Origin of the sequence: Euzebyella marina, from assembly GCF_003687485.1 — a bacterium.
GTDB classification, from domain to species: Bacteria; Bacteroidota; Bacteroidia; order Flavobacteriales; family Flavobacteriaceae; genus Euzebyella; species Euzebyella marina.
In genome coordinates this window covers 1,880,346-1,892,218 of sequence record NZ_CP032050.1, presented here as the reverse complement: position 1 = coordinate 1,892,218, position 11,873 = coordinate 1,880,346, and the positions used below count along the sequence as shown (strand labels likewise).

Below are 11,873 nucleotides of genomic sequence, written 5' to 3'. Positions count from 1 at the left end.
TTCTAGCTTCTTTTAAAAGTATACGTTATGACAACATCTTGATTGTCTAAAAAGTCGTCTTGCTCTAGGACTAACCTGTTTTGGCTAAACTCGATGATGGTCATATCATCCCTATTATCGAAACGAAGAATTTCATTATTGATTAATTCGTATTGGTCTTTTTCAACATTGGCAAAGGCTGCTACATCACCACAGCTTAATCCGTTTTCGTTTATAGTATAGGAATCTTTTCCTTCGTCAGCGGGACCATCACTAAAAAAAGTAAGGTTGTCCTTTAAGCATTGGCGGATTTCATTGGTATTATATAAATCTATATTTACCGTACCGTCGCCATTTATATCCACGGCGGTATTGGAATCGATAGCCTCATATTCCCACTGGCCGAACAAAGCTTGCTTCCTATCCGATTCTGCAACGCTGTCGTCGTCGCTATTGCACGAAAAAAATAGCAGTATCGGGAATGCAAGAAAGATGAAAATATTTGGTTTCATTGGAATTGGCCTTGAATTATTACAAATATATCACTAAGGATTACATATTTTAAACAAGAATTTTCAAAATTAATTGTGCGTAGGCAAGATAAATGCATGGAGCGCATTTTTGCGCCTCCATGCTTTTATGCGCGGTGCCGAGGATGTTTAAAAACCGTAGCCGGAAAGACGACCGAATGCGGGCCAGCGTAGCGTGCCCGCTCGGTCAGGCTTGAAGGCGAAGGATTTTCAACTTCCGCAGGCACATGGAAGAAAAGGAAAAAGAAGATACTATTTGTTTCAAAAAGTGAAAACCACTCCAAAAGTTCGATAGCCTTCCAGGTGGCCAGTAGTAAATTCGGTTTTCATCCGTTCTGATTTTTTCCAGCCCAAGGCATCGTTTGTATCTATTTTCTTGATTCGTCGGTTGGCCGCCGCCTTGCCCACTACATATACGATAAAAAGACCTAAGGGATAGTCCGAGGCCCAATGCACCTTACTGCTCATCTTTTCAAAGGCCATGATACCCATTAAAGTATAGCCCATGGGCTTGATCCATTTTATCTCGGGGTAGTTACTAGCAATAACGGTAATGGTCGCCATAAAAGTGGCTACATGGCCCGAGGGCATGGCATCGTAGTTGCACGTTCTTGTTTGATATTCCTTGATACTGGGGAAGAGTGTCCACTTTCCGCCAGGATTGCCACTTTCGATGGCGGGGCCGGGACTCTGCCTTCCGGTTATCCTCTTGATGGTCTGTTTGATGACGCTGATTATACGTGCCATTTACAGCAGCCATACCTTATTTGTTAGTGGACCTTAACTATACTATTTTTTGCAGTTAATTTTTTAAAAGTGCTGGTTCCTGCCTAAAACATTCCACCAGCATTTTATACAGCTCTGGATGTTTCTTTTTAAGTAAATCTGGTCGCTCGAAGAAATACTCTGAAGCTACAGCAAAGAATTCTGCTTGGTTTGTACCTCCGTATTTTCGGATATCAGAATGATTATCATTAATCGCTTCCATTTCCTTATGGATTAAAGTCAACCAAGGAATGGTATATTGATGTTCCAACAATCGCTCTGGAATGCCATCTGTACTATCATCCAGCTTATCAATAAGATGCACAAACTCGTGTATGCCAGTATTGCTTTTGTCGGTTGTGTTTTTGAACCCGTGATGCAATGCTTTTTTCGATAAAATCATCTGTTTTTCGAACCTTCCGTTACCGACCAATCCTCCAATATTTCGCAGTTGTCTTTTGCTGTCGAATTCTAAATCCTCATTAAAATGGTCGGGATATAAAAGTATACCGCTTAAATTAGTGTAATGCCATTCTTCAAAACCAAAAACGGGAATCACGGCACTTGCGGCAATCAATATTTTGTCCAGTTCCTGTAACTCCAGTTGTACTCCGTCGATGGAAACCTCGCTTAAAAACTGCATCATTCGTTGTTGAAAAACTGCCTGTTCACTTTTGGGAAGTTTCCGGTAAAAGAGTACATGATCCATCAGCAACGGATGCCAATGATTTGGGAAGGGCTTTACCTTTTTTTTTCCTATTCCGGAAAAATAATAAACGGCAAGCGCCAATATCAATCCGAATATAATCGTATAAATCATAGTTGATGTAGCGGATAAGGGAATATCATCTGATTTTAATTTTTCCCAGAATAACCACCATATAATAACAAATTATCCGGTTTGATTATTTGGAATAGTCCTTCAACAGAAAATTCCAATGGTATCTTTTTAACAATCCTATGTACAAATAGAGTTTCAACTTTTGGGCATTCAATTTTTTATTGACTTTTATTGATGACGTATTGAAGTAGGAGACAATACTGTAAAGTTCTTCTACGCTATAGTTTTCAAGAAGTTCAAAGCAATGATAACGTAAGTAGGTAGCCAAGTTCTTACCTCTATACGCCTGAAACGTGTAAACATTCAAAAGGTAACCTTCCTTATCTTTTATTTTGAAGGAGCGGCCTTTAAACACAAAATCCTGCAAATCAACGAATAATAGGGCGGCAATCTCTTTCCCTCGCTTGAGACCGATACATATCTGCCCCATACTTAAATTCTGCTCTAATTCCTTGGTTGTAAGCCCCATGATGTTATTCATTATCCCAATCTCGTCCAAACCTATATAACATAATTCATAGTCTTTGAAGCTATCTCGAATCTCAGGTTTTTCGGCTCCATTTTTTATTTCCCTATACCAATAGTAGGGTGCGATGTCCAATCCTATCCGGGTCAGAGCATTTCTAAGGGTGAATAAAAATAGTCCATGGCGTATTCGGTGCCACAATAACTTCGTTTTATAGAATTTGCTTTTTTCCGCTACCTTCATTTTCTTTTCATTTGACTTAAGTCAGTACTGACAGAACGATATCTTTTAGATTGGATATAAATTTATTATAGGCGTTTGGTGATTAACGAACATCAACACTTTCCGCGTTAAACCCAATTTTCTGCAAGGTAGCTTTTACATCTTCTTCGGAAGCACCATCGCTTTCTATGGTTAAGATTTTATCAGGATTGGCGGTATCCACTTCCCAACTTTCAACACCCTCTTGTTTGTTTAAAAATGGGGTTACTTTAGAGACACAACCACCACAATTGATATTTGTTTTAAATTTTAAAGTTTTCATAGTTTCTGAATTTATAATTATTAAAGTCTTATTCGTTTTAACCGTAGGCTATTAACTACAACCGATACACTACTGAATGCCATTGCTGCTCCCGCAATCATCGGGTCTAACAAGAACCCATTTACGGGATACAGAACTCCTGCCGCGATAGGTATTCCAATGATATTATATATGAATGCCCAAAACAGGTTCTGACGTATACCAAAAACCGTTTTTTTTGATAGTTCCAACGCTTTGGGAATGGTTTGCAAATCTGAGGTAATCAAGGTCATCTTTGCCACGTCCATTGCGATGTCCGAACCTTTACCCATTGCAATACTTACATTGGCTTGTGCTAAAGCATGAGAATCATTGATACCATCGCCAACCATAGCTACTATCTTTCCTTCCGATTGTAATTTTTCAACAAAAGCTGCTTTCTCTGAGGGCATTACTTCTCCTTGGTAGTTGGTTATCCCTACTTGTTGTGCTACTGCTGCTGCAGTTTTATTATTATCTCCAGTAAGCATATAGACCTCGATACCCCTTTCTTGAAGCGTTGCTATGGCCTTCTTTGAAGTTTCCTTAATCTTGTCCGCAATGGCGAGTATCGCCAGCACTTGTTTTTCATTAGCAAAAAATATGACTGTTTTTGCTTGCTCTTCGAGGCTTTCTGCTGTTTGCATTAAGGAGGCATCGATTTGAATATTATTCTCAAGCATTAATTTATGGTTTCCCACATAATATTTTGAACCGTCCTTTATTTCAGCTTGAACGCCTTTTCCTGTAATACTTTCAAAAGAAGCAATTTCAGCTTTTTCAATATCTTCTTCTTTCAAAAGGTTGACCACCGCTTCCGCCAAAGGGTGTTCAGATTGTGCTTCAATTGCTAAAAGAATTTGTTTGTATTTCTTCGTGTCTTTATTATTCTCAGACCAATGAATATCCGTCACTAATGGTTTTCCTTCGGTAATGGTACCCGTTTTATCAAGAATGACCGCATTCACTTTATGGCCGAGTTCTAAACTTTCGGCATCTTTTATCAGGATATTGTTCTCGGCTCCTTTCCCAATACCCACCATTATAGCTGTAGGTGTTGCCAATCCTAATGCACAGGGACAAGCGATAACCAATACTGCTACAGAGGTCAATAACGCCTGCGCAAATGCATCATCGCCTCCTACCAACATCCAAACGATGAACGTAATGATGGATATACCCAATACGATGGGAACAAAAATACCGGCAATCTTATCGACCAATTTTTGAACTGGAGCCTTACTTCCCTGTGCTTCCTGCACCATTTTGATGATTTGGGAGAGCAAAGTTTCCCCGCCTACTTTTTCAGCGGTAAATTGAAAACTTCCTTTTTGGTTTACCGTACCCGCAAATACTTTTCCACCACCTGATTTTTCCACGGGAACAGGTTCCCCTGTAATCATACTTTCATCTACATACGAGCTGCCTTTGGAAACTTCCCCATCCACAGGAATCTTTTCTCCTGGACGAACTAAAATAGTTTGACCTACTTGAACCGAGGAAATAGGAATTTCTTTTTCTTCCCCATGCTCAATGATTTTTAGTGTTTTGGGTTGTAATCCCATCAGTTTTTTAATGGCCGAAGAGGTGTTTGATTTGGCCCTTTCTTCCAATAATTTTCCAAGGGAAATGAACGTAATAATGACCGTGGCCGCTTCGTAATAGACGTGTGGTTCAATACCACGGCTCAGCCAAAATTCAGGAAAGAGGGTGTTGAAAACACTGAACAGAAAAGCGATTCCGGTACTCAAGGCGACCAAGGTATCCATATTCGCCTTCCCGTGTTTGGCCTGCTTGAAAGCATTGATGAAAAAGCTACGACCGAACCAAAATAAAACAGGAAAAGTCAATACCAAGGATATCCATTTTCCAGGTTCCCAATGCATAAAAAACATTCCCAAAATGAAAATGGGAAGGGTCAGAATCGCTGACCAGATAGTACGGTTTTTTATATCATAATAATGCTTTTGCCGAAGCTCCTCTTGTACCTCCGAAGGGTCTTCAGCATTTATGATAATGTCATAGCCCACCTGACGTAAAGCGTTTTGCAATTTTTCTTCGGTAACGTTCTCATCATAATCTACGAGTACCGAGCTGCTCGCAAAATTAACAATGGCATTATTGACACCTTCAGTATGCGACAGGATGGATTCAACACTTGATGCGCAGGCCGCACAAGTCATTCCCGTGACCGGAAACGATTTTTTGATATCTGATTTCTTGGTTTTATCCTTTTGCTCCAAAACAGTTGTGGTTTCCATAGCTTTATCTGAATTACTTTATGCAAAGTTCGGAATTGTTGCCGCCAACCGTGTTACGAAATTTGCTGAAAGAGTTGTAGAATTCTCGGAAGAAACAACTGACCATCGTGCAAAAATCTACATAAAGTTTTTCGCCTCTTGACCACAGGCCTCGACTACTCTTATCAATGGCTGTGACAGGTAAAAAGAGTACTCCCTCTTTCCAGCGATAGTAGAAGTCTCTGCAAAGCTTTACTTGTTGCATTAAAAAGTTGCTTACATACAATAATCTTATGCTTTAATTATTTTTCATAGGACCATTTTTTCCTAATTTAAGGCTTAATAGAATTACTACTATGAAAAACTCTAAAAGTGAAATTTGGTTAATCGCCGGATTGAGAACACCATTTGCAAAAGTCGATAAAGAGCTTAAAGATAAAGATGCTCTCCAATTATCGATTCCCGTTGTTCAAGAAATGATAAAATGGAATTCCATTTCCCCCAATCTCTTTATCTGGGGTTCGGTAGCGCCGAATCTTGGCTACAGCAACCTTGCGCGAGAGATACTTATGGATGCAGAATTGGATCAAAGTATTCCAGCGTTTACCACTATTATGGCCTGCAGTACCAGTATGATGGCAGCCATTGAAGCCGCTGGATTGATAACCGAAGAGGAGGTTGCCCTAGTGGGCGGCGTCGAAAGTATGAGTCGGGTTCAACTAGGACTGAACCAGAATTTTTCCGACTGGCTGCGGAGGTTGTTCCAAAGCAAGACACTTGCGGATAAATTTTCAAAATTGAAAGATTTGAGTTTTGGGGATATACGGTTGTTTATCCCGAGTGTTACCAACAGAACTACTGGCCTGAGTATGGGCGAACATTCCGAAATTACCACAAAACGCCTTCAAATAGAGAGAAGGCGGCAAGACGAGATTGCCCTTAACAGCCATCAAAATTATATTAGGGGAAGAAATAATGGTTTTTTTGATGATTTGATTTTACCGCTGGATGGCATTAAAGAGGATAAGATTCCTCGGGAAAATACCAGTTTGGAGCAGTTGGCCAAACTCAATCCAGTATTCGATAAGGAGTCGGGCAACGGTTCATTGACTGCCGGAAATTCTTCCTTATTGACCGATGGTGCCGCAGGTTTATGGGTATGTGGTTCAAAAGCAAAAGAGAAATTTTCTGACAACTCCTATGCTACTCAATTGGTAGACTGGGAAATCGCCGCCGTAAATATTGAAAAAGAAGGACTGTTGATGGCCACTACTTTTGCCATACCCAAATTGTTGGAAAGACATAAACTTCGTTATGACGAAATTGACCTATGGGAAATACACGAAGCATTTGGGGCACAGGTGGCTGCTAACGTTCAATTACTTGAAGATAAAAATCACCTTAAAAAGGTGGGTGTTTCATTCGACTTTGGAGCGTTCCCTTGGGCCCATCTCAATCCAAATGGAGGAAGCATTGCCGTTGGTCACCCTTTCGGAGCAACTGGTTCAAGAATTATTAACCAGGCCATTAAGGAACTGGCACAAATGGGACCCGGCAAGAAAGCGGTGGTCAGTGTCTGTGCCGATGGTGGACTGGGAACGGTGATGTTATTGGAATCCTGACTAATATGTTTGGTTTATATCAGCGTATAAATAAAGGATACTCAAAAGGTTTCTTAAATCATTTACCGGAGGTTGTGCATCTACCATAAATAAAAATACTTATTTAACGGCAAACCCCATTGAGAATCGCTCACATACCGCGTTTACCGTCCCAACTGATTCTCCAGATCGTATTGGTCACATCATCGGTTATCAACATCGATCCATCGAGTAGTACGGCGGCACCCACGGGTCGGCCATAGACCTCATCTTTTTTGCCGTCAACAATAAAACCCGTTAAAAAGTCTTCAGGTTTTCCAGTTTGTTCTCCGTTCTCGAAAGGCACGAAAACCACTTTATAGCCTGATAAAACCTGTCTGTTCCAAGAACCATGCTGCACGACAAAGGCTCCGTTCCGATACTTGTCAGGAAAGGAATCGCCCGTGTAGAACGTCAATCCCAAAGATGCCGTATGGGGGCCAACGTTCACATCGGGCAGCAGTGTATTCTCCACTTGGGCCGAAGGCACCCATTTTACCCTTGGATCTTCATTTTGCCCATAGTACACATAGGGCCAACCATAAAATCCGTTTTCGCGGACACTGGTCAAATAATCTGGTACGAGGTTGTTGCCCAATCCGTCGCGTTCGTTGACCGCCGTCCACAAGTCTCCGGTAATGGGGTTCCAATCCATACCCACGGCGTTTCTTAATCCGGAAGCAAAGACCCTTAATCCGGAACCATCGGGGTCGATCTCCAGAATGGCCGCCTTCATGAATTCGGCCTCGGCCCCTTTCTCCCCGACATTTGAGCCACTACCGACCGCTATGTATATTTTTGAACCGTCCTTGTTGGCAATTATATTGCGTGTCCAATGTCGATTGGCCTTTCCTGCGGGCAAGGTCGTAATTTTTTCTGCTTTTCCCGATAGTTGAGATTGGCCGGGCTTGTAAGGAAAACGTAGCAATCCGTTGGTATTGGCCACATAGAACCAATCATCCAACACAAGCATTCCGAAGGGTTGATTGAGTTCCTTTTCGAGAAATACGGCGCGTTCATCGGGAGATCCATCCTTGTCTACATCGCGGAGCAAGGTTATCAAGTCGGCACTGTTCTTAAAGCTTTTCGACTTTGATGCCCCGATGAACCATGCCCCGATTTTTTTCCAAAGCGGATAATTCGAATTGCTTTGCGCCACAAGTACATCGCCATTCGGTGTAACGTACATCCACCTTGGATTCTTGAAACCGTCAGCATATTTTGTAACGGTAAAACCTGGCGGGGCTTTTGGGGTCCTTCCATTTTTCCAGCCAATGACATTGCTATAGTTGGAATAGGACTTGGATGCCGATATCGGCGGTAGCGAATCGACGGTCTGCGCATTTGTAGTTGCCAATACTAGGAGTGAAATGATTAAACCTGTAAAAAAACGTGTTCCCATAGCCATTTAAAATTTTGTCTTACATCATTTTTACATAAGAAGTAACAAATAGGTTATTTCAATTTTTCGATAGTTTCGCCAAGATCAAATACTTTTACGTCGTTCAACCCATTTGAAAGTATGCTGCTTCCGATCGCACTTCTATATCCACTGCCGCAATGGACAACAATGGGTTTGTCAGTGGGAATATCCTGAATTGAATTCCTTAGTTCGTGAAGGGGTTTGTTCAAAGCATCCTCAAAAATTTTCTTTTCCCTTACCTCGTCCGTATTTCTGACATCGACAATGGTGTAATCATCCAGGTTAAGAAAAAAATGCTTGATGTCCAATCGTTCGTTTTTGACCAAGTTTGCCTTCGGCAGGGTAGTTATGGCCTTGAGTTGATTTTCATATCCGATCTTCGCCACCCGCTGGGCGATGGTCTTTACACTTTTTGGAGAATCGACAACCAGATGAAATTCCTCATTTGGTTGGATTATAATACCTAACCATGTTTCAAAAGAGGATGCTTCGCCACCCTGCATAATATTGATACTCTGTGGCCAATGACCTTGTTTAAACTCGTTTTCATCACGACTATCAACAATTAGGATATTATCTTTTGGGGTTTCGGCGTTGAGATGAATAGGGATTTTAGCGGTTGCCATATCAATCGATTCAACTTTCTTTTTGTTCATAGCTACATCATGTTTGAAATAGGCCGGTATGAACGGTTGGTCTTCAAGGAGTTCTTTGACAAACTCGTCTTCATTTTGATGGCCAAATGCCCAGTTATCCTTTCGCTCCCTACCTAATGTGCTACTGCTATCTGCCGACATGCTTTTGCCGCACAGGGATCCCGCCCCGTGGGCGGGGTAAATAATGGCCTCATTCGGTATTTTTTTGAATTTAGTTCGAATTGTGTTGAACATTTCACGGGCCAGTGCTTGCTTTTTTTGCTCTTTGTCATCTTCATTTCCGCGCAGGTCCGGGCGTCCGACATCCCCGATCAATAAGGTGTCCCCCGTAAAAAGTGCAACCTCATTTTCATCTGTGGCAAGAATGGAAATACTATCGTATGAATGCCCAGGAGTATTTATGGCTTCTAGTTTGGTATTGCCCACGAATATGGCACTGTTCCCATCAAAACTTTCGAAAGGGTATTCAGCTTCCAATCTGCTGCTGTTATAGATCGTAGCACCTGTTTCTTTGCTAATTTGCCAATGTGAGCTTACAAAGTCTGCATGGGAGTGGGTCAATAGCACAACTTTGATCTTAGCATTGTCTTTATGCGCAAGGTTATAATAGTGCATCGGGTCGCGATCGGGATCGATTATCGCCATCTCCCCTTCGCTCAGCAGTACGTATGAATAGTGGGAAAGTGGTTCATATTCAAATTGCTGTATTTTCATAAAAATTTTATGTGTTTATAATTTAACGTCCGAAATGCCTTCGTTTATTCTCCTGTATTTTCGTTTTTTCCTTTCGAAAGTAAAAACTGTTATTACCTCCTGACATTCACTTTTCCGTATCAGTCAAGGTTTGTTGTTTCTTCGGTAAGCGATCCTTCAAATTTGGGAAGCGGACGCTTTTCCTTTTCTTCTTCTGTTTCTACTATCCCATTTTCCTTGATATCGTTAATCAACCATTGCATTTCCATTATTTCCCGACGCTGCGCTTTGATGATTTCATCGGCGATTTCCCTTACCCTGATATCTTTTATTTGAGATCGTTCACTAGTTAGGATAGCGATGGAATGATGGGGAATCATACCTTCCATATAATCAACACCGGTAACCGTAACCTGACTCCTGACCAGCCATATTCCGCCTGCAATCAGCAAAACGCCCAATGCCAGGATGGCAATATTCTTATTGCGGTCTTTGTACATTTGTAGCATATACAGCAGCATGATAATAACCATGGACCCGCCCATGATCAACGTCATAAAGAACCTGGTTTCACTATACCAGAAGTGATCGATAATCTGATAGGAGTGCGTGTACATTAAAAAGAACATCGCGACCATTGAGGTGCCAATCATTGCGAAGAACTTTAAATACTTATCTGTTTGTTTTTCCTTGTTTTCCATCGTAAAATTGTTTTTTGGTTATTATTAGAATTTCAATTGTTTGTAGCTATCATACAAATTACCGCATAACTATATAGGCATTGTTTTAGTTTTGTTCAACACTATTCTTAAGTTGTATTTTATATTGATCGCCGGTATTTTTAAGGGCATTTTGTAAATTTCCCAAAGGCACTTCAAATTGCGACTCTACCGTTGCTTCGGCATTTTTCAAATCGACCGATACATCGGCTACTCCTGCGACATTTAGAATTGCTTCTTCTACATGATCTCTACAACCGTTACAGGTCATTCCCTTTATTTCATATCTTTTTTTCATGACGTAATTTATTTCAGTTTTTTTCGTGAAACCGGAAATTTTCCGATTTCGTAAGTATTTATTACTTTTTAATTATTTTCTGCACGCTAAAGGCCTTCATGATTTTTTCGCGAAAAAGAATTCATCACTTTGGCCAACCGGCGATAACCAATTTGGTTATTCTATTCATGGTTCTGAGTTATTCTTTTGTGCTACACCAAACCATTAAAAGAATGTGCATAATGAATAGTACTCCAAAATAATGCTTACAGTAAAAATCATATGTTTCTAATAAAAAAAACATTGACCCATTTGAGAATTGGGACATTCATCTAAAGCAACCCGACATAAGCGTTTCTTTGCGAACTTATGGCAAAACCTTATAGTAGAAATTATATGTCATCCAACGATTTCCTGTTTTTATCTATACTTTTTTTGAATTGCGAAGGGGTCATTCCCGTTACCTTTTTAAACTGGTTGCTTAAATAAGCCACACTGCTGTACCCCAGGTGATAGGCAATTTCGCTCAAGGTAAGTTCGTCATACACCAATAATTCCTTTACCCTTTCAATCTTTTGGTTGATGATATACTGTTCAAAAGTGATGCTTTCCACGGATGAAAAAAGGGAACTTAAGTACTTGTATTCAAGATGGAGTTTTTCGCTTATATAGTCCGCCCATTTAATATCCAATCCATCGGAAGAGTGATGGATTTTGTCCACGACCAAGGTTTTCATCTGTTCTATAAGTTGACTTTTACGGTCGTTTATCAAGCTGAATCCGGATTCCTGAAGTCCTATGGACAAGGCCAATTTTTTCTTTAAAGCAAGTGTTGCAGGCAATTCCACTTCTCCCAATTTTATAGATACATATGGAATTTCCAAATCCTTCAAAATATTGGATACTGCCGCTATACATCTGGGGCAGACCATATTTTTTATGTGGATGATGTTGCTCATGTTATTCCGGTTTCAACTTCTATCATAAGGAAAGTTACTATGAAAATGCATTGATAATTACTAATATAGTGGCTATAAGAAATAATAGCACTATCGCCAGTATTCCGTAAATTTTATCTTTCT

Annotated in this window: 12 protein-coding genes; 1 reads left to right on the top strand and 11 read right to left on the bottom strand. The window is 40.6% G+C overall.

Annotated elements, in window-relative coordinates; all coding sequences use genetic code 11:
* Positions 1-2: 2 nt before the first annotated feature.
* From D1013_RS07885 to D1013_RS07860, 6 genes are all read right to left on the bottom strand, one after another.
* A complete protein-coding gene (locus D1013_RS07885; protein ID WP_121848313.1) occupies positions 3-491 on the bottom strand; it encodes a hypothetical protein in 489 nt (162 codons plus the stop codon).
* Between the two features lie 279 nt (positions 492-770).
* Entirely contained in the window at positions 771-1,256 is a 486-nt protein-coding gene (locus D1013_RS07880) for a phosphatase PAP2 family protein (RefSeq protein WP_121848312.1), read from the bottom strand.
* 55 nt (positions 1,257-1,311) lie between these two features.
* A complete protein-coding gene (locus D1013_RS07875) occupies positions 1,312-2,094 on the bottom strand; it encodes a M90 family metallopeptidase (RefSeq protein WP_121848311.1) in 783 nt (260 codons plus the stop codon).
* Between the two features lie 85 nt (positions 2,095-2,179).
* Positions 2,180-2,824, bottom strand: coding sequence for a GNAT family N-acetyltransferase (locus tag D1013_RS07870; RefSeq protein WP_121848310.1), 645 nt, complete (start codon positions 2,822-2,824; stop codon positions 2,180-2,182).
* Between the two features lie 82 nt (positions 2,825-2,906).
* Complete coding sequence (locus D1013_RS07865) at positions 2,907-3,125, bottom strand: heavy-metal-associated domain-containing protein (protein ID WP_121848309.1); 219 nt, start codon at positions 3,123-3,125, stop codon at positions 2,907-2,909.
* A gap of 20 nt (positions 3,126-3,145) precedes the next feature.
* The gene (locus D1013_RS07860; RefSeq protein WP_121848308.1) at positions 3,146-5,404 is read right to left on the bottom strand and encodes a heavy metal translocating P-type ATPase; all 2,259 of its coding nucleotides are present in this window, start codon (positions 5,402-5,404) and stop codon (positions 3,146-3,148) included.
* Positions 5,405-5,739: 335 nt separating this feature from the next.
* On the opposite strand from D1013_RS07860, the gene D1013_RS07855 reads away from it, so the two are divergent.
* Positions 5,740-7,005, top strand: coding sequence for a thiolase family protein (locus D1013_RS07855; protein WP_121848307.1), 1,266 nt, complete (start codon positions 5,740-5,742; stop codon positions 7,003-7,005).
* Between the two features lie 130 nt (positions 7,006-7,135).
* On the opposite strand, the gene D1013_RS07850 is transcribed toward D1013_RS07855, so the two are convergent.
* The 5 genes from D1013_RS07850 to D1013_RS07830 form a co-directional block, all read right to left on the bottom strand.
* On the bottom strand, positions 7,136-8,425 hold the full coding sequence (locus D1013_RS07850) for a PQQ-dependent sugar dehydrogenase (RefSeq protein WP_380084828.1): 1,290 nt from the start codon (positions 8,423-8,425) through the stop codon (positions 7,136-7,138).
* Positions 8,426-8,478: 53 nt separating this feature from the next.
* Positions 8,479-9,816: an MBL fold metallo-hydrolase gene (locus tag D1013_RS07845; RefSeq protein WP_121848305.1), complete on the bottom strand. Its 1,338-nt coding sequence runs from the start codon at positions 9,814-9,816 to the stop codon at positions 8,479-8,481.
* 119 nt (positions 9,817-9,935) lie between these two features.
* The gene (locus D1013_RS07840; protein WP_240467933.1) at positions 9,936-10,448 is read right to left on the bottom strand and encodes a DUF305 domain-containing protein; all 513 of its coding nucleotides are present in this window, start codon (positions 10,446-10,448) and stop codon (positions 9,936-9,938) included.
* A gap of 133 nt (positions 10,449-10,581) precedes the next feature.
* The gene (locus tag D1013_RS07835) at positions 10,582-10,812 is read right to left on the bottom strand and encodes a heavy-metal-associated domain-containing protein (protein WP_121848304.1); all 231 of its coding nucleotides are present in this window, start codon (positions 10,810-10,812) and stop codon (positions 10,582-10,584) included.
* Between the two features lie 371 nt (positions 10,813-11,183).
* Complete coding sequence (locus D1013_RS07830; protein ID WP_121848303.1) at positions 11,184-11,750, bottom strand: helix-turn-helix domain-containing protein; 567 nt, start codon at positions 11,748-11,750, stop codon at positions 11,184-11,186.
* Positions 11,751-11,873: the final 123 nt, after the last annotated feature.

Excerpts from the sequence above, each read along its gene's own strand:
- D1013_RS07885 (WP_121848313.1), bottom strand. The coding sequence starts at position 491 with ATGAAACCAAATATTTTCATCTTTCTTGCATTCCCGATACTGCTATTT.
- D1013_RS07880 (WP_121848312.1), bottom strand. The coding sequence starts at position 1,256 with ATGGCACGTATAATCAGCGTCATCAAACAGACCATCAAGAGGATAACC.
- D1013_RS07875 (WP_121848311.1), bottom strand. The coding sequence starts at position 2,094 with ATGATTTATACGATTATATTCGGATTGATATTGGCGCTTGCCGTTTAT.
- D1013_RS07870 (WP_121848310.1), bottom strand. The coding sequence starts at position 2,824 with ATGAAGGTAGCGGAAAAAAGCAAATTCTATAAAACGAAGTTATTGTGG.
- D1013_RS07865 (WP_121848309.1), bottom strand. The coding sequence starts at position 3,125 with ATGAAAACTTTAAAATTTAAAACAAATATCAATTGTGGTGGTTGTGTC.
- D1013_RS07860 (WP_121848308.1), bottom strand. The coding sequence starts at position 5,404 with ATGGAAACCACAACTGTTTTGGAGCAAAAGGATAAAACCAAGAAATCA.
- D1013_RS07855 (WP_121848307.1), top strand. The coding sequence starts at position 5,740 with ATGAAAAACTCTAAAAGTGAAATTTGGTTAATCGCCGGATTGAGAACA.
- D1013_RS07850 (WP_380084828.1), bottom strand. The coding sequence starts at position 8,425 with ATGGGAACACGTTTTTTTACAGGTTTAATCATTTCACTCCTAGTATTG.
- D1013_RS07845 (WP_121848305.1), bottom strand. The coding sequence starts at position 9,816 with ATGAAAATACAGCAATTTGAATATGAACCACTTTCCCACTATTCATAC.
- D1013_RS07840 (WP_240467933.1), bottom strand. The coding sequence starts at position 10,448 with ATGATTGGCACCTCAATGGTCGCGATGTTCTTTTTAATGTACACGCAC.
- D1013_RS07835 (WP_121848304.1), bottom strand. The coding sequence starts at position 10,812 with ATGAAAAAAAGATATGAAATAAAGGGAATGACCTGTAACGGTTGTAGA.
- D1013_RS07830 (WP_121848303.1), bottom strand. The coding sequence starts at position 11,750 with ATGAGCAACATCATCCACATAAAAAATATGGTCTGCCCCAGATGTATA.